18 protein-coding genes are annotated in these 16,910 nt (G+C 73.8%); 9 read left to right on the forward strand and 9 right to left on the reverse strand.

The features are described from left to right. Positions 1–19: 19 nt before the first annotated feature. The 3 genes from OG429_RS07620 to OG429_RS07630 form a co-directional block, all read right to left on the reverse strand. Positions 20–2,524, reverse strand: coding sequence for a glycoside hydrolase family 3 protein (locus OG429_RS07620; protein ID WP_328924537.1), 2,505 nt, complete (start codon positions 2,522–2,524; stop codon positions 20–22). Positions 2,525–2,665: 141 nt separating this feature from the next. Next, positions 2,666–2,866 (reverse strand): type II toxin-antitoxin system VapB family antitoxin, encoded by a 201-nt coding sequence (locus tag OG429_RS07625; RefSeq protein WP_328930190.1) that lies wholly within the window; start codon positions 2,864–2,866, stop codon positions 2,666–2,668. Between the two features lie 192 nt (positions 2,867–3,058). Continuing rightward, a complete protein-coding gene (locus OG429_RS07630; protein ID WP_078904414.1) occupies positions 3,059–3,511 on the reverse strand; it encodes a DUF4442 domain-containing protein in 453 nt (150 codons plus the stop codon). Between the two features lie 96 nt (positions 3,512–3,607). Between OG429_RS07630 and OG429_RS07635 the strand changes: the two genes are divergently transcribed. Next, entirely contained in the window at positions 3,608–4,636 is a 1,029-nt protein-coding gene (locus OG429_RS07635; RefSeq protein WP_328924538.1) for a hypothetical protein, read from the forward strand. Positions 4,637–4,706: 70 nt separating this feature from the next. Beyond that, complete coding sequence (locus OG429_RS07640) at positions 4,707–6,083, forward strand: MFS transporter (RefSeq protein ID WP_328924539.1); 1,377 nt, start codon at positions 4,707–4,709, stop codon at positions 6,081–6,083. Here the strand turns inward: OG429_RS07640 and OG429_RS07645 are convergent. The 4 genes from OG429_RS07645 to OG429_RS07660 form a co-directional block, all read right to left on the reverse strand. Further along, a complete protein-coding gene (locus tag OG429_RS07645) occupies positions 6,070–6,861 on the reverse strand; it encodes a spermidine synthase (protein ID WP_328930191.1) in 792 nt (263 codons plus the stop codon). The two genes, OG429_RS07640 and OG429_RS07645, sit on opposite strands and share 14 nt — an antisense overlap. Positions 6,862–6,944: 83 nt before the next feature. After that, entirely contained in the window at positions 6,945–7,796 is an 852-nt protein-coding gene (locus OG429_RS07650) for a patatin-like phospholipase family protein (protein ID WP_328924540.1), read from the reverse strand. Between the two features lie 95 nt (positions 7,797–7,891). Next, positions 7,892–9,073, reverse strand: a complete 1,182-nt coding sequence (gene tuf, locus OG429_RS07655) for an elongation factor Tu (RefSeq protein ID WP_328924541.1) — start codon at positions 9,071–9,073, stop codon at positions 7,892–7,894. A 267-nt stretch (positions 9,074–9,340) separates the two neighbouring features. Further along, positions 9,341–10,057: a DNA alkylation repair protein gene (locus OG429_RS07660; protein WP_328924542.1), complete on the reverse strand. Its 717-nt coding sequence runs from the start codon at positions 10,055–10,057 to the stop codon at positions 9,341–9,343. 49 nt (positions 10,058–10,106) lie between these two features. Between OG429_RS07660 and OG429_RS07665 the strand changes: the two genes are divergently transcribed. From OG429_RS07665 to lnt, 5 genes are all read left to right on the forward strand, one after another. Then, complete coding sequence (locus OG429_RS07665) at positions 10,107–10,835, forward strand: TVP38/TMEM64 family protein (RefSeq protein ID WP_328924543.1); 729 nt, start codon at positions 10,107–10,109, stop codon at positions 10,833–10,835. 48 nt (positions 10,836–10,883) lie between these two features. Then, positions 10,884–11,762, forward strand: a complete 879-nt coding sequence (locus OG429_RS07670) for an undecaprenyl-diphosphate phosphatase (protein ID WP_328924544.1) — start codon at positions 10,884–10,886, stop codon at positions 11,760–11,762. A gap of 113 nt (positions 11,763–11,875) precedes the next feature. Next, positions 11,876–12,040: a hypothetical protein gene (locus OG429_RS07675; RefSeq protein ID WP_328924545.1), complete on the forward strand. Its 165-nt coding sequence runs from the start codon at positions 11,876–11,878 to the stop codon at positions 12,038–12,040. An 81-nt stretch (positions 12,041–12,121) separates the two neighbouring features. Continuing rightward, positions 12,122–12,613 (forward strand): nuclear transport factor 2 family protein, encoded by a 492-nt coding sequence (locus OG429_RS07680; protein WP_328924546.1) that lies wholly within the window; start codon positions 12,122–12,124, stop codon positions 12,611–12,613. Positions 12,614–12,640: 27 nt separating this feature from the next. Then, the gene (lnt, locus tag OG429_RS07685; RefSeq protein ID WP_328924547.1) at positions 12,641–14,206 is read left to right on the forward strand and encodes an apolipoprotein N-acyltransferase; all 1,566 of its coding nucleotides are present in this window, start codon (positions 12,641–12,643) and stop codon (positions 14,204–14,206) included. Here the strand turns inward: lnt and OG429_RS07690 are convergent. Beyond that, entirely contained in the window at positions 14,151–15,056 is a 906-nt protein-coding gene (locus OG429_RS07690; protein ID WP_328924548.1) for a Gfo/Idh/MocA family protein, read from the reverse strand. The genes lnt and OG429_RS07690 overlap by 56 nt on opposite strands. A gap of 108 nt (positions 15,057–15,164) precedes the next feature. Here OG429_RS07690 and OG429_RS07695 point away from each other — a divergent pair, with 108 nt between their 5' ends. Beyond that, positions 15,165–15,689 (forward strand): DinB family protein, encoded by a 525-nt coding sequence (locus tag OG429_RS07695; protein ID WP_328924549.1) that lies wholly within the window; start codon positions 15,165–15,167, stop codon positions 15,687–15,689. 80 nt (positions 15,690–15,769) lie between these two features. Beyond that, positions 15,770–16,306, forward strand: a complete 537-nt coding sequence (locus OG429_RS07700; protein ID WP_328924550.1) for a hypothetical protein — start codon at positions 15,770–15,772, stop codon at positions 16,304–16,306. A gap of 21 nt (positions 16,307–16,327) precedes the next feature. Here the strand turns inward: OG429_RS07700 and OG429_RS07705 are convergent, their stop codons facing one another. Beyond that, entirely contained in the window at positions 16,328–16,804 is a 477-nt protein-coding gene (locus tag OG429_RS07705) for a hypothetical protein (protein ID WP_328930192.1), read from the reverse strand. Between the last annotated feature and the right edge of the window lie 106 nt (positions 16,805–16,910).

Raw genomic sequence — 16,910 nt, forward strand, 5'->3', positions numbered from 1 at the left:
GACACGCCGAACGGGCAGCCTATCGGCTCCTCACTTCCGCCTTTGACCTCAGTGGGAGTTCCCGCGAGGAACGGCCCGCGAACACTTCCCGGCGGCCGGGACCCAGCACCCAGCCGTGCTGCTCCGGGTCCCAGGACGACAGCGCCCGGGCATCGATGTCGACGGTGACCCGCTGGGCCTCGCCCGGCGCGAGGGTGAGCCGCCGGTAGCCGGCCAGCGCGCGCACCGGCTGGTCGAGCGTGATCTCCGCGGACGGGCCGACGTACACCTGGGCCACCTCGGTGCCCTTGCGGCGGCCCGTGTTGCGGACGGTGAACTCCACGCGCAGACCCCCGCGCTCCGGCCGCACGGTCAGCTGCTCGTACTGCCAGGTCGTGTACGAGAGCCCGTGCCCGAACGGGAACAGCGGAGCCACGTGCTGCGCGTCGTACCAGCGGTGGCCGACGTGGACGCCCTCGGTGTACTCCTGGCGGCCGCCGACGCCCGGGTAGCGCAGCGGGTCCCCGGCCACCGGTGTCGCCTGCTCGTCCGCCGGGAAGGTCTGGGTGAGCCGACCGCCCGGGTCCACGTCCCCGAAGAGGATGTCGGCGGTGGCGCCCGCGCCCTCCTGCCCCGGGTAGTACATCTGCAGGACCGCCCCGGTACGGGAGAGCCAGGGCATGGCCGTTCCGCCGGAGGTATTGAGCACGACGGTGGTGCGGGGGTTGGCGGCGGTGACCGCCTCGATCAGCGCGTCCTGTCCGCCCGGGAGCGCCAGGGTGGTCCGGTCGCTGCCCTCGGTGGCGTCCTCGTAGGCGAACAGGACCACGCTGCGGGCCGCCTTCGCGGTGTTCACCGCCTCGGCGAGGTCCGCGGCCCGGCCCGCCTTCGTGATGTGCCGCAGCCGGAAGCGCCGGCCCTTGTCCCCGCCCCGAGCGGTCACGGAGAGCCGGTGGGTGCCCGCCTTGAGGGAGAGCGTGCGGCGGCGGACGGTCATCCCGTCGGGTGCCGAGCCGAGCAGTCCGCCCGCGTAGTGCTCGGCCGCGCCCTGCCGTACGGGGAACAGCTCCTCCCCGTCCAGGCGCACGCCCGGCCGCTCGCCGGTGTAGTGGACGACCACGGTCCACTCGTCGTCCGCCGCGAGCCGGAACTCCCCCTCGTGGCTCCAGTCGCGCCCTGCGTCCACGGCCCGGTCGTCCAGGTCGGCGGGGGGCGTCAGCAGGGTCGGCGGCAGGGGGCTCCCGTACAGGTCCTCGCCGAGGGCGTAGCGCACGGTGGAGCCGTTCCCGGCGCGGCGGCGGATGGCCGTGAGCGGCGCGGCGGCCCCGTCGGGGACGACGTGGGCGCTGCCGCCGCCACTGACGAAGGGCACCTGGCCGGTGGGGCCGATGACCGCGATCGAGCGGGCGGCGGCGCCCGTCAGCGGCAGGGTGCCGTGCTCGTTGCGCAGCAGCACCGCCCCGGCGGTGGCCACCTTGCGGGCGAGCCGCGCCCCGGCGGCCGCATCCCGCGAGGGGCGCGCGGCGGGCCGGGCCGCGAGCAGCCCGAAGCGGTCCATGGTGGTCAGGATCCGGCGCACGGCGAGGTCGACGGCGCTCTCGGGGACGGAGCCGCCGCGCACCGCCTCGCGCAGCGGGCCGCCGAAGTGGGTGCCGCCGGGCATCTCCATGTCGAGTCCGGCGCCGACGGCGGCAACGGTGCTGTGGGCGGCGTCCCCGTCGGACATCACCCAGCCGTCGAACCCCCAGCTCCCGCGCAGCACTTCGTCGAGCAGCGGCTTGCTCTCGCAGGCGTAGACGCCGTTGACCTTGTTGCGGGCGCCCATCACGGCGCCGGCGCCGGCGGCCACGGCGGCCTCGAAGCCCCGCAGCTCGGTCTCGTGCAGGGTCTGCTCGGCGACGACCGCGTCGACGGTGTCGCGGCCGTGCTCCTGGTTGCCCAGGGCGAAGTGCTTGACGGCGGCGATGAGCCCCTCGTCCTGGATCCCGCGGACCATCTCGCCGACGAGGTCGGCGGTGAGGCGCGGTTCCTCGGCGAAGGCCTCGAAGTTCCGGCCCGCGTACGGGGTGCGGATGAGGTTGGCCCTGGGTGACAGGAGGACGTCCTGGCCGAGCGCGCGGCCCTCACGGCCGATGACGCGGCCGTACTCGCGAGCCAGCGCGGGGTCGAAGGCGGAGGCGAGCAGGACCGGCGCGGGCAGCGCGGTGGCGGGCCGTGTGACCCGTACGCCGACGGGCCCGTCGGCGAGGCGCAGCGCGGGGATGCCGAGGCGCGGGACGCCCGGCAGGTAGCCGGACTGGCCGAGGGAGGCCGGGTCGCGGCCGCCGTGCAGCAGGGCGGTCTTCTCGTCGAGGGTGAGCCGTTCGATCAGGCTGTCGACCCGGGCGGCGTTCGCGGGCTCGGCGGGGGCCCCGGGGGCGGGGGCGGACGCCGCGCGGAGTCCCGCGCCCGGCGGCACGGTCGCGGCGCAGCCGCCCGCTCCGAGGGCCGCGCCCACCGCTCCGAGCAGCCGGATCGCGGAACGTCGGGACACGGCCTCGCTCATGGCGCTCCCTGCAGGCTGGGGGCACCCCCGGACGGAGTCTGGGGGAGGTCGGCGGGAGCGGTCCGCGCCGACCGCTCCCCCGCACACTGTGCGCCGCTGCCTCCCGGGGCAGCCTCAGACGCGCCATCTCGGCGCCGAGGTTCAGCCCTGCGGCGGCCGGGACACGCTGTCGACGTCCCGCCGGGGCTCGCCTTCGAGCTGCACCCGGGCCTCGGTGCGGTGCCCGCGCGCGATGTAGTCCCGTACGACGGCCTCCACCGCGTCCTGCGGCGATCCGACCCCGGCGAGCACCATCACTTCCACCACGAGCTCGGCGTCGAGGCTGATGTTGACCTTGGCCACGGGTACCCCCTCCATCGTCGTGCGAGGGACTCTAGCCGTCGCACGGCCACGGTTTCCGGGGTTCTGGCCCCGTCCGTCGCCGGTTGCTGCCGCCCCGGGTCCGGATCCGGCGGACAGGGCCGCCGGCACCGTGGCCGACCGGCACGGCGAAGGCCCCCGCCCTCCGGGGGCGGGGGCCTTGTCGCCCGACTCCTAGGCGTTGGGACGCAGGGTCCAGACGACCGTCATCTCGCCCGTCACGGCCTCGTCCTCGCGCTGGATGGCGATGGTGACCGGGAACTCGGGGCGGCCGCCCGCGTCGAGTTCGGCCACGACCTCCGCCGCCGGGCGCCCGAGGGTGGCGGTGGCGGTCACGACGCCCTTGGCGAGCTTCTTGTAGCCGATCTCGGCCTTCACCGCGAGGGGCACGGCGCGCGAGAGCTGGTCGCCGAAGGCCGCCAGGACGATCGCGCCGCTCGCGGACTCGGCGAGGGTGAACATGGCGCCGGCGTGCGGGCCGCCGACGTGGTTGTGGAAGTCGGGCTGGTCCGGGAGGCGGACGACCGCGCGCTCCGGAGTGGTCTCCAGGAACTGGAGGTTCAGGGTCCGGGCCATCGGCACCGTCGCGGCGAGCAGTTCGCCCACGTTCATCTGATCTGCGCTCATGGAACGCGATGTTACCCGCGAGTAGGTGTCCTTGGCCAGAGCCGTTCCGGGGGCGGCCGTCGCTCCGGGCCTCCGCTCCTACTATCGTTACCGGCCATGTGGCCAGGACAGCAGCAGCCGCCCGGGGGCGAGCAGAACCCCCAGGACGCGCAACAGAATCCGTACCAGCAGCAGCCGGGGCAACCGAACCCGTACCAGCAGCAGCCGGGTTACGGGTACCCGCAGCCGGGCTACCAGACGCCCCCGCCCACCCAGCCGTGGGGCCAGCCCCAACAGCCCCTGCAGCCCCTGCAGCCCCAACAGCCCCAGCGGCCTGGCGGCGGGAGCCCCTACCAGACCAAGACCGTGGCCATCGTCGCGGCCGCCGCGGTCGTCGTGGCGGCCGCCGCGACCGGCGCCTTCGTCCTGACCCGGGACGACAAGAAGACGGACGAGGCCAACGACAAGCCGCCGGCCGCCTCCTCGGCTCCGGCGTCCTCCGCGCCCGCCCCGGCCGGCAGCAGCGCGAACCCGCGCGCCGGCGGCGACATCAAGCCCGTGATCCCGGGCTGGAAGGTCGTCGTCAACCCCAAGCACGGCACCGCCTTCGACGTCCCACCGGAGTGGAACGTGCTGGGCGCCGGCATGGCCATCGGCTTCGAGGACGAGGTGAAGAACGACGGCTCCTCGGTCGTGATGATGTCCGGGCCCGCCTACCTCAAGCAGGACTGGTGCAAGGTCGACTCCGACAAGAACGGCAGCGAGGAGACGAAGTCGCTGGCCGGCACCGGCACCAAGGGCGGCCAGGGCGCCAAGGACACCGCCGGGGCCGTGACGATCGAGGCCGGAAACTGGGCGTTCGCCGGATACGGGCAGAAGGGGCCGCAGGGCACCACCAAGATCTCCGAGCCGAAGGAGTACACCACCTCCTCGGGCCTGAAGGGCCACATGGCGACCGCGACCGTGAGCGGCCTGCCGAAGGAGAACAAGTGCTCCTCCGACGGCAAGTCGATCGCCTTCAGCTTCAAGAACGCCAAGGGTGACTTCGCCAGCTGGATCCTCTACAGCGCCGCGGGCGTCCCGGACGAGGTCAGCAAGGAGACGCAGGAGAAGATCCTCAGCACGGTCCGCCTGTCCGCGGGCTGATCTCCTTTCCCCTCCGCCCCGGGCCGACAATCCGTTTGGATTCTCGGCCCGGGGCGGGGATAGTCCGGGGGTGAGCTCTCCCCCCGCCGATTCCTCCCGTACGCCCGCCCGCCGCCGCACGCCCGCTTGGGCCGGCCGCAACTACACCCTGCTGACGGGCGCGGCGGTCGTCACCAACCTCGGCAGCCACGGAGCGCTCATCGCTGCCGCGTTCGCGGTTCTGGAGGCCGGCGGATCGGGCGCCGACGTCGGTCTGGTCGCGGCCGCCCGAACGCTGCCGCTCGTCCTCTTCCTGCTCATCGGCGGCGCACTCGCCGACCGGCTGCCGCGCCACCACGTGATGGTCGCGGCCAATGCCCTCAACTGCCTCTCCCAAGCGGCCTTCGCCGTGCTCGTCCTCGCCGGTGACCCCCAGCTGTGGCAGATGATGCTGCTGACCGCTCTGTGCGGCACCGGTACGGCCTTCTTCAACCCGGCGGCCGAGGGCATGCTGCTGTCCACCGTCTCCGGTGAGCACGCCAACCGCGCCTTCGCGCTCTTCCGCATGGCGATGAACGGCGCGGGCATCGGCGGAGCGGCCCTCGGCGGAGCGATGATCGCCGCGTTCGGACCCGGCTGGGTACTGGCCGTGGACGCCGCGGCCTTCGCGATCGCGGGCGCCCTGCGGGCCTTCCTCGACGTCGGCCACATCGCCGAACGGGCTCCCGGCGGCGGCCTCCTGGCCGACCTGCGCGAGGGCTGGGTGGAGGTCAGGACCCGGCCCTGGCTGTGGAGCATCGTGCTCCAGTTCTCCGTCGTGGTCGCCGTCGTCGGGGCCGCGGAGGCGGTCTACGGTCCGCTGGTCGCCCGCGACCGGCTGGGCGGCCCGGCGCCCTGGGGGCTGGCCCTGGCCTGCTTCGGCGCGGGCACCATCGCGGGCGCCGTCCTGATGATGGTGTGGAAGCCGCGCCGGCTGCTGCTGGTCGGCACCCTGTGCGTGTTCCCGCTCGCGCTGCCGTCGGCGGGGCTGGCCGTACCGCTGCCGGTGTGGGCCCTGTGCGCGGTGATGTTCGTGAGCGGCACGGCCATCGAGGTGTTCGGTGTGAACTGGATGACCACGATGCACCAGGAGATCCCCGAGGAGAAGTTCTCCCGGGTCTCCGCCTACGACTGGTTCGGCTCGGTGTCGATGCTCCCCCTGGCCACCGCCCTCGCGGGCCCGGCCGAAACGGCCTTCGGCCGCACCCAGGCCCTGTGGGGCTGCGCGGCCCTGGTCGTCCTGGCCACGGCCCTGGTCCTGCTGATCCCGGACGTCCGCCACCTGACCCGCAGGCCCCCGGCCGCACCGGTCGCTGCCGCCACCGCCCCGGCCGCCACCGCCCCGGCCGCCTCCGGGCCGGCCGCCTCCGGGCCGGCCGCCTCCGACCCCGCGGAGCGGAGCGACAGCCGACCGCTCACCCCAGGCTGAATGCGCCCTCCGGCGGAGCCGGGGACGGCGCGGCGTCCGCGTCGGTCACCGGCACGGCCCCCCGCATGAACCGTGCCAGCGAGTCCCCGGACTCCACCCTCGCGGGAAACGCGTCGGAGGCGCACCGCCGGGCCAGCGCGGCCACCTCCAGCGGAGCGTCGGAGGCGAGCAGCACCGCGTTCCCGAACCGCCGCCCCCGCAGCACCGCCGGCTCGGCGATCAGCGCGAGTTCGCCGAACACCGACGCGAAGTTCGCGAGCTGCGCCCGCAGGAAGCCGAACGGCGCCCCGTCGGCGAGGTTCGCCGCGTACAGCCCGCCGGGCCTCAGCACCCGCGCCGCCTCCCGCGCGTACTCCACGGACGTCAGCTGCGCCGGCACCCGCGAACCGCCGAAGACGTCTGCCACCACCATGTCCGCACTCCCCGCGGGCGCGGCCTCCAGCCAGGCCCGGGCGTCGGCGGCGTGCACCGTGACTCCGGCCCCCGCGGGCAGCGGCAGGTGTTCGGCGACCAGGTCCACCAGCCCCGCGTCGAACTCGACGACCGTCTGCCGGGAGCCCGCCCGGGTCGCCGCGGCGTAGCGCGGCAGGGTCAGGGCGCCCCCGCCCAGGTGCAGGAGGTCCAGCGCGAGCCCCGGCTCCGCCGCGCAGTCCAGGACGTGCCCGAAGCGGCGTACGTACTCGAACTCCAGGTGCCGCGGATCGTCCAGGTCCACATACGACTGCGGCGCCCCGTCGACGGTCAGCAGCCAGGCCCGCTCCCGGTCCACGTCCGGCATCAGCTTGGCGGTGCCCTGGCCCACGTCCCGGATCACCGGGATCTGTTCGTCGTTCACCCGTCCATTGTCGGTCCGGTCCCGGCTCAGCCCGACCAGACGGCCGCCGCGTGGGCGGCGTGCTCCTCGGCCTGCACCAGGCCCGCCCGCGCGGCCGGATCCCGCCGCGCCGGGTCGAGTACGTTGCGCCCGAAGGCTTTGCGGGCCGCCGCCGACGGGGTGATCAACAGCACTCGGGCGCCCGCCTCGCGCAGCCGCGCGGCCTGTGCGGACGGCGAGGGGACGAGCCCGGAGCCGAGCGCGATCGGGGCGATGACCACCACGCGCCGGTAGCCGGCGGCCAGGTCGGCGTTGGTGGCGGAACGGACGCCTCCGTCGATGAAGCGGCGCCCGCCGACGGTCACCGGCGGCCACACCCCGGGCACGGCGCAGCTCGCCGAGACCGCGTCGACCAGCCCGGCCCCGCTCTCCCGGTCGAAGTCGGCGGGCTCACCGCTCAGCGCGTCCACCGCGGTGACGACGAGCCGCCGGTCGGCGGGCCACTCGTGCGAGACCAGCCGGGACGCGAGCACCTCGCGCCGCTCGGCCTCCGCCCCGGTGTCGGCGGCCAGTGCCATGGCTCCGACCCGCTGCCGGTAGGCCGTCGCGTCGCGGCGCGAGCGCGCCATCGCGACGGCGTACCGTGCGATCAGCCCGGCCCCCAGCTTCGCCGCGATCTCCCCGGCGGCGTCGCCGAGCTGGCGCTCGTACAGCTCCTGCGCGGTGAGCAGCCCGGAGGTGAGCTGGGCGCCGACCACCGAACCCGCCGAGGTACCGACGACGAGGTCGGCGTTGGCGAGGTCCACTCCCGCGCGGGCGAGCCCGTACAGGATTCCGCACTCCCAGCCGATGCCGGTCAGTCCGCCACCGCCGAGCACCAGTGCCGTGTCGCCGCCCATGTACGCCCACCCCTCCTCGCATGCCTGTGGTGACGGCAGTCTGACGCACCCGGCCCGCCGTCACCACAGACGGGGCCCGGATCAGCCCGCCCGAGTCACCCCAGGACGGCCGTCACCGTGCCCGCGCCGACGGTCCTGCCGCCTTCGCGGATCGCGAAGCCGAGCCCCGACTCCAGCGGGACGTCCCGCCCGAGCTCGACGGTCATGGTGACCGTCTCCCCCGGCCGGGCCACGCCGGCCTCCCCCAGGTCCACGTCCCCCACCACGTCGGCGGTGCGGATGTAGAACTGCGGCCGGTATCCGGTGGCGACGGGCGTCGTACGACCGCCCTCGCCGGTGGAGAGCACGTACACCTGCGCCGTGAAGCGCCGCTTCGGCGTCACGCTGCCGGGAGCGGCCACCACGTCGCCGCGGCGCACCTGGTGCCGTTGGACCCCGCGCAGCAGCAGCGCGACGTTGTCCCCCGCCTCGGCGGACTCCATCGGCTTGCCGAAGGTCTCCAGCCCGGTGACCACGACCGGGTCGGACGCTCCGTCCGCGCCGAGCATGCTCACGCGGTCGCCGAGCCGGATGCTGCCCCGCTCGACGGCGCCGGTCACGACGGTCCCGCGTCCGGTGATGGTCAGCACGTTCTCCACCGGCAGCAGGAACGGCGCGTCGGTGTAGCGCACCGGGGTCGGCACGTAGGTGTCGACCGCGTCCAGCAGCGCCTGGATCGCCCCGGTCCACCGCGGGTCGCCCTCCAGCGCCCCGAGCCCGGAGACCCGTACGACCGGCGCGCCGTCACCGCCGTAGCCGTGCGCGGTGAGCAGCTCGCGGACCTCCAGCTCGACCAGGTCGGTCAGCTCGGGGTCCCCCGCGTCCGCCTTGTTGAGCGCCACCACGATGTGGTCGACGCCGACCTGCCGGGCGAGGAGCACGTGCTCGGCGGTCTGCGGCATGACCCCGTCGAGCGCGGAGACGACGAGGATCGCCCCGTCGAGCTGCGCGGCGCCGGTGACCATGTTCTTGACGTAGTCGGCGTGGCCGGGCATGTCCACGTGGGCGTAGTGGCGGGTGTCGGTCTCGTACTCGACGTGCGTGAGGTTGATGGTGATCCCGCGCCGGGCCTCCTCGGGGGCCCGGTCGATGCGGTCGAAGGGCATGAAGGAGGCGCCGCCGCGCTCGGCGAGGACCTTGGTGATGGCGGCGGTGAGGGTGGTCTTGCCGTGGTCGACGTGACCCATGGTGCCGATGTTGAGGTGCGGCTTGGTCCGCACGAAGGCCGTCTTGGCCATGATCTCTTCCCGTGGCTCGAAGCTGGAACGGGACCCCTGAGTCGAGCCGACCCTCCCCCTGCGGGGTCCGCCGGACGATCCGGGAAGGGTCAGCTTCGTGCGCCGTCGAATGCGGCGAAGGGGAATGCCTCTGCGGGAACAGCGACAGCGGATGCGGCAGCCTTCGGCGCGTCCGCGACTGCGGACGATGCGACGGGGAAGGCGTACCGGGACATGCCCCTGATCCTGCCGGACCGCCCCGGGCCCGTCGAATGAATTTCCGCGCGCTCAGAGGTTCTTGAGCGCCTCGCGTACGGACAGCGGGGACAGGGAGCCGCGTTCGGCCTCGACGAAGGCGCGCACGGCGGCGGGGTCGGTCTTCGCGTACTCCCGCAGGCACCAGCCGATGGCCTTGCGGACGAAGAAGTCCGGGTGGTCCGCCTGGCGGCGGCAGTAGCCGAAGAGCCGGCCCGTGTCGGTGGCGGACTTGAAGCGCAGCTGGTGGAGCAGGGCGGTGCGGACCAGCCAGAGGTCCTCGTCGCCGGACCACTCGTCCGTCACCGCCGCCAGCGCGGGGTCGGCGGCCACCAGCGGGCCCACCGTGTGCGCGGCCAGCAGGTCGACCGTGTCCCACCACGGGACGGTGGTGATCAGGTGCCGGGCCACCGGCAGCAGGCCGGAGGAGCACCGGGAGACGTGCCTGCGCAGGTAGTCCACCGCGAAGTAGTGGTACTCGCGCTCCGGCAGCCGCCAGCAGCACAGCGCGAGCGCCGCGCAGTCCGCCTCCGACGGCCGCGGTGTGTCCTTGGTCACTGCCTTGGACAGCTCGCGGCGCAGCGGGGTGGGAATGCCGAGGAAGGGGGCGACGTCCTTCATGTACGTGCTCATGGCCCGGGCCCGCACGGGGTCGGCCGCCGCCGCGTACGCCTCGGTCAGCCGCTCCAGGAGGGTGTCGGCGAAGGCGCTGCGCGGCACGTTCGGAGGTCGCCGGTCGTTCGACAGCATGAGGCCCAGATTACGGCGAGGCGCCGCACCGGTCGGCTAGTCTCCCGGGATGTCCCTCCTCCTCGCGCCGTGGACCCGGCTGTCACTGCTCGTCGTGCTGCTCGTGGCGGCCGGCGTGTGCGTGCTGCTGTACGAGCCCCAGCGCATCCTGTCGGAGGGGTGGCCCCCGGGGTTCCCGGTAGGCGCGGCGGTCCTGCTGTTCGCCGCCGGGTACGGCGTGTGCGCGGCGGCCTTCGTCCCGCGCCCCCTGCTCAACCTGGCCGCGGGAGCGGTGTTCGGCACCCAGTTCGGCCTCCTCGCGGCGGTCGGCGGCACGGTGCTCGGCGCCGCGATCGCCTTCGGGCTGGGGCGGATCATGGGCCAGGAGGCCCTGCGTCCGTACGTGCGCGGCCGCTGGCTCCAGGCGGCCGACGGGCAGCTCAGTCGGCACGGCTTCCGTTCGATGCTCGCCGTGCGGCTCTTCCCCGGGATGCCCTTCGTCGTGGCCAACTACTGTGCGGCGGTGTCCCGCTGCGGCTGGCTGCCCTTCCTCGGCGCCACGGCGCTCGGGGTCGTCCCGAACACCGCGGCGTACGTGATCGCGGGGGCCAGCGCCTCCTCCCCCGGCTCGCCCGCGTTCCTCGCCTCGTTCGGCTTCATCGTGGTCTCGGTGGTGGCCGCCGGAGTGGTCGCCTGGCGCAAGCGGCACCGCCTGGCACCCGCCCGGATCCCCGCGTCGACGTACGAACTGGCGCCTCAGCACCCCCCTGTGGTCACCGGTGCTTCGCACGGGCCCTAGCATCGGACCCGAACTGCCCGACGATCACAAGGACGAGCGCACCCCGACATGAGCTGGTTCGAATCCCTAATCCTCGGTCTCGTCCAGGGGCTTACGGAGTTCCTCCCGATCTCCTCCAGCGCCCACCTGCGGCTGACCGCGGCGTTCGCCGGCTGGCACGACCCGGGAGCGGCCTTCACCGCCATCACGCAGATCGGCACCGAGGCCGCCGTACTGATCTACTTCCGCAAGGACATCGCGCGGATCGTCTCCACCTGGTTCCGCTCGCTGTACACGTCTTCGCTGCGCTCCGAGCAGGACGCGAAGATGGGCTGGCTGGTGATCGTCGGCTCGATCCCGATCGGCGTCCTCGGCCTCGCGTTCAAGGACCAGATCGAGGGCCCGTTCCGCGATCTGCGGCTGACCGCCACCACCCTCATCGTGATGGGCGTCGTGCTGGGCGTGGCCGACCGGCTGGCCGCCCGCGACGAGGAAGGCGGGCGCCACCGCGCGGTCCGCGAGCGCAAGACGCTGAAGGAGCTGGGCGTCAAGGACGGCCTGATCTTCGGTGTCTGCCAGGCGATGGCCCTGATCCCCGGCGTGTCCCGGTCCGGCGCGACGATCTCCGGCGGTCTGCTGCTGGGCTTCACGCGCGAGGCGGCTGCCCGCTACTCCTTCCTCCTCGCCATTCCGGCCGTGCTGGCCTCGGGCGTGTTCGAGATCAAGGACGTGGTCGAGAGCCCCGGCCACATCTCCTGGGGGCCGACCATCTTCGCGACGGTCATCGCCTTCTTCGTCGGCTACGTGGTCATCGCGTGGTTCATGAAGTTCATTTCCACCAAGAGCTTCATGCCCTTCGTGATCTACCGGATCGTGCTGGGCGTCGCCCTGTTCATCCTGATCGGGACGGACGTGCTGAGCCCGCACGCGGGTGAGTCCGGCTCCTAGCAAGGCGCCCACTTCACCGCTTCGCGTGAACCGGAGGCCGCTCGGGAACGTTCCCGGGCGGCCTTTGCGTCGTTGTCCCGGAGAGACCTGAAGGCAGAAGCAGGGGGTGTCCCATGGGTCGCGTGGTTCTGGAGCGTTTTCCGGCCGGAAGTCCGAGGGGGAGCTGGCCCGCCGAGGAGTACGCCGCGCAGCGGATGCGCGAGGGCGTGCCGGCCGAGGTGGTGATGGATCTGGACAGCGACGCGTTCCTCGTCGTGGTCCGGCAGCGGGAGGCGTAATCCGGTCACTGGGGGTCCGGGAGAAGATCCCGTCGGCGCACGGCCCTTGGCCTCCTGACCCAACAGCCCCACACTGACCCGATGACGCAGCGTGTGGACCTCGCCACGGTAATGGACCGGCTGGCGATCGACGAGGTGGTCACGGGGTACGCGGTGGCCGTCGACGACGGCGACTGGGCGGCGTACCGCGCCCTGTTCACCGCCTCCGGGCGGGCCGACTACAGCTCCGCGGGCGGGATCGAGGGTCCGGCCGGGGAGGTCGCCGACTGGCTCGCGGAGACGATGAAGCTGTTCCCGGTGCGTCAGCACCTGATCGTGAACCGGCTGATCCGGCTGGAGGACCTGGGCGGTTCACCCGGCGACAGCGCCGAGGTGCGGGCCGACTTCCTCAATCCGATGCGTCTTGAAGGAACGGACGGCGAAGCGGCGGACGGCGAAGCGGCGGACGGCACGGTGACGGCGCCCAACTTCGTCGCCGCCGGGCGCTACTCCTTCGCGCTGGCCCGCACCCGCGACGGCTGGCGGCTCACCCGCGTCACCGTGCACGAGAAGTGGCGGCACATCTCCGCCTGACTGCCACACTGGAAGCGGAGGCGCGCCATGGTCCCGATCCGTGCCCGTTGGTCCCCGCGGTGGCGTGCGTCGGCCGCCGTCGCCGCCGGGGCACTGCCCGCCCTCGCCTTCCCCGCGCCCGCGCTCTGGTGGTTCGCCTACGTCGCCCTCGTGCCCTGGATGCTGCTGCTGCGGTCGGCTCCCACGGGGCGGCGGGCCGTGCTGGAGGGCTGGCTCGGCGGTGCGGCCTTCATCGTCGCCGTCCATCACTGGCTGCTGCCCAGCCTGCACGTGTTCCTGGTGCCGGTGGCCGCCCTGCTGGGCCTGCTCTGGATCCCCTGGGCCCTGCTGGTGCGGGAGTTGCTCGGCGGGGTCCCGTCGGCGGGACGTACGGGCGCCGCGCTGGTCCTCGTACCGGCCGGGTGGTTGCTGTCGGAGCTGGTGCGGTCCTGGCAGGGGCTGGGCGGGCCGTGGGGGCTGCTGGGGGCGAGCCAGTGGCAGGTACCGCCCGCGCTGCGGCTGGCCTCGGCGGGCGGGGTGTGGCTGGTGAGCCTGCTCGTGGTGGCGGTGAACTGTGCGGTGGTGCTGCTCGTCGCGGTGCCCGGGGCGCGGGTCCCGGCGGTGGCCGGGGTGGCGGGGTGCGCGGTGCTGACGGGAGTGGCGTGGCTGTGGGCGCCGCGCCCCGAGGTGTCGGGCGGGCTGCGCGTGGCCGTCGTGCAGCCGGGCGTGGTGGCGGACGGCCCGGACAGCGCGGAACGGCGGTTCGCCGCCGGGGAACGGCTCACCCGGGACCTGTCCGGGCGGCCGATCGACCTGGTGGTGTGGGGCGAGAGCAGCGTCGGCGGGGACCTGGCGGCCCGCCCGGACCTGGCCGGACGGCTGGCTTCGCTGTCCGCGCAGGTCGGGGCTCCGCTGCTGGTCAATGTGGACGCACGGGGGGCCGACAGCCCCGGGATCCGCAAGAGCGCGGTACTCATAGGCCCCGGAGGCCCCACCGGCGACCGGTACGACAAGATGCGGCTGGTCCCGTTCGGCGAGTACATACCGGCCCGGGCCCTGCTCGGCTGGGCCACCTCGGTCGGCAAGGCGGCCGGCGAGGACCGGGTGGCGGGTGACACACCGGTGGTGATGAACCTGCCCGGGCGGCCGGACGGCCGGCCCGGCGTCCGCGTCGGCCCGCTGGTCTGCTTCGAGTCGGCCTTCCCCGACATGAGCCGGCACCTGGCGCGCGAGGGGGCCGGCCTCCTCGTCGCCCAGTCGGCGACCTCCAGCTTCCAGGGCAGCTGGGCCCCGGCCCAGCACGCCTCACTGGCCGCGCTGCGGGCGGCCGAGACCGGCCGCCCGGTGGTGCACGCCACCCTCACCGGCGTCAGCGTGGTGCACGGCCCCTCCGGGGAGCGGATCGGCCCCGCCCTGCCCACCTCCGCGAGCACGGCGCAGGTGTACGAGGTCCCGCTCGCCCGGGGCGCCACCCTCTACGTCCGCTTCGGGGACTGGGCGGTGGCCGCGGCCCTCGCCTCGCTGGCGGCCTTCTGCGCGGTGGAGGGCGCCCGAGCGCTCAGGAGGCCTGTGCCAGAGCCGAGCTCACCACGCGCTCGCACAGCTCGTGGGTGAGCAGCGCGTCCCGCGCGCTGAGCGTCCTGCCCGTCTCGACGGCCACCAGGAAGGCGTCCACGACCTGCTCGATGCCGCGCTGGCGGGCGACCGGCACCCAGTCCCCGCGGCGCCGCACGGTCGGCTGGCCCTTGTGGTCGATGACCTCCGCGAGGTTGACGACCTGCCGCTTGGTGTCCTGGCCGGACACCTCCAGGATCTCCTCGGTGGAACCGGACAGCCGGTTCATGATGCCGAGCGCGATGAAGCCGTGGCCGGACAACTGGAGCACCACCTGGTGCATCAGTCCCTCCCGCACCACGGCCCGTACGTCGATGTGGTCGGCCTCGCCGGGCAGCAGGAAGCGCAGGGTGTCGACGACGTGGATGAAGTCGTCCAGCACGAGCGTGCGCGGGTCTTCGGGCAGCCCGACGCGGTTCTTCTGCATGACGATCAGTTCGCGCGGGTGGTCGGCGCACTGGGCGTAGCCGGGCGCGTAGCGGCGGTTGAAGCCGACGGCGAGCGAGACCCCGCGCTCCTCCGCCAGTTGCACGAGCCTTGCCGAGTCCGCGAGCTCGTACGCGAGCGGCTTGTCCACGTACGTCGGCACGCCGGCCTCCAGCAGCCGCCCGACGATCTCGGGATGGGCGGCGGTCGAAGCGTGCACGAACGCCGCGTCGAGTCCTTCGGCGAGCAGGGCGTCGAGATCGGTGTGCAGGCGCCCGGCCGGGATGTGGTGGGCCGCGCCGACCCGTTCCAGCGTGGCGGGGGTGCGGGTCTGCAGGTGCAGCTCGACGCCCGGGCGGGTGGTGAGGACGGGCAGGTACGCCTTCTGCGCGATGTCGCCGAGTCCGATGCAGCCGACCTTCACCGAGAGCCTCCTGTTTCGTTCCGTGTGGGACTCCGGCAGCTTAGGTCCTGCGGCCGAGCTGGACTTAATCCCTGGTGGCGGGGGCGGTGTTCGCCGAGGATGTCCCCCATGACCACCAGTTCCGGATCACATCGCAATGAGCCCTCCACCACCGCCGACGAGCGCGGCATGCTCGACGGCTGGCTCGACTACCACCGCGCCACCCTCGCCTGGAAGTGCGAGGGGCTCCAGGACGAGCAGCTGCGCCGCAGCCCGCTCCCGCCCTCGGAACTGAGCCTGCTGGGTCTCGTACGGCACATGGCCGAGGTGGAGCGGTACTGGTTCCGGGAGATCATGCTCGGCGAGGAGCTTCCCGAGCTGTACTGCACCAGCGAGGACCCGGACGGGGACTTCCACTTCACCGAGAAGGACACCTGGGCCGAGGGGGAGCAGGTGTGGCAGACCGAGGTCGAGCTGGCGCGCCAGGCCGCCGCGGGCCGGTCGCTGGACCTGCTGTCGGACGCCGAGAGCCACCACCGGGGCGAGGTGTTCAGCCTGCGCTGGGTCTACACCCACATGATCGAGGAGTACGCGCGCCACAACGGCCACGCGGATCTGCTGCGCGAGCAGATAGACGGAGCCACCGGCGACTAGCGGGTGTTCCGTCACCCGTGCGGGGTGAATATGGGCTGCGGGTTTTCGCAACGTGGTCCTCGCGGAGCAGAGTTGCGCGAGTGCACCCAACCCGAACCACGACGAAACTGCTGCTCGGAGTCGCCTGTGCTGTCTCGGCCGTCTCCGGCTGCGTGAACGTGAGCCCCGCCCCCGGGCAGCCGGGGGCGGCGGCTCCCTCCGCGGGGCTGCCGCCGCACCACGAACCGCGCGGCGGGCCGGAAACCGCCCCGGTGATCGTCCAGGCACCTGCCCTGGAGGCGTTGGAGGCGGCCGCGGAGCAACCGGCGCGGCCCGCGGGCCCCGCCCCCGCCGGGCGGTCCGCCGGGCGCACCGCCCAGGGTGCCTCCGACGGGCCGCTGGAGGCCGCGCCGCCGGTGCCGGACATCCCGGAGCCGCGCAGGCCCGCCGAGCCCGTAGCAGGCCGTCAGGAAGGCGGCCGCCCGCACGGCCCGCGGCCCGGCGCCGCGGTGGAGCGTGAGCTGGTGCGGGAACTGCCGGTGCGGGCCGCCGACGTGTGCGCGCTGGGCCGCCGGCACGGGCGGTGGCGCCCGGACAGCCCCGAGGCCCGCATCTGCGCGGGCCTCCACGGGGACTGATCCGCTCCCGGGCCGGCCGGATCAGGGAGACTGTTCCGGGAACGGCCGGGGACCCCCGCCCGGTTCCGCCGCGAGCCGCCGCTCCAGCCGGGCGATGGCGGCCCGTACGCCGTTGCCGTACCCGTCGTCGGGCAGCGCGCCCGTGGCGGCGCGGGCCCGCGCCAGGTGGACCCGGGCCGCCTCCGGCCGCTGGAGCTTCACGTAGTCGGCGGCCAGGCTGAGGTGCAGGGACGGGTAGAACACACGCATCGCCTGATGGGGCTCCCGGTGTGCCGGCGGCCCGTCCCGGAGCTCCTCGGCCGCGCCGAGGGCCCTGAGGTCCCAGGCCAGTTCGTCGGCGGGCTCGTCCTGGGCGTCGGCCATGTAGTGGGCGAGCGTGCACCGGTGCAGGGCGTCGCCCTCCTCGCCGATCTCGGACCAGATCGCGCCGAGCCGGTTGCGGGCCTCCTCGCGGTCCCCGGCGTGCAGCAGGATGACCGCCTGGCCGATCCTGGTCATGACGGCGTCCTCCGACGCCTCCTGCTGCTGCTCCGTCACCGCGGCCTCCGGCTCGCTCTGCGCCAGACCTGCTCCGGTCTGATCGTCAAGAAGCTAACCGGAGGCA

It is taken from the genome of Streptomyces sp. NBC_00190, assembly GCF_036203305.1.
In the GTDB taxonomy this organism is placed as follows: domain Bacteria; phylum Actinomycetota; class Actinomycetes; order Streptomycetales; family Streptomycetaceae; genus Streptomyces.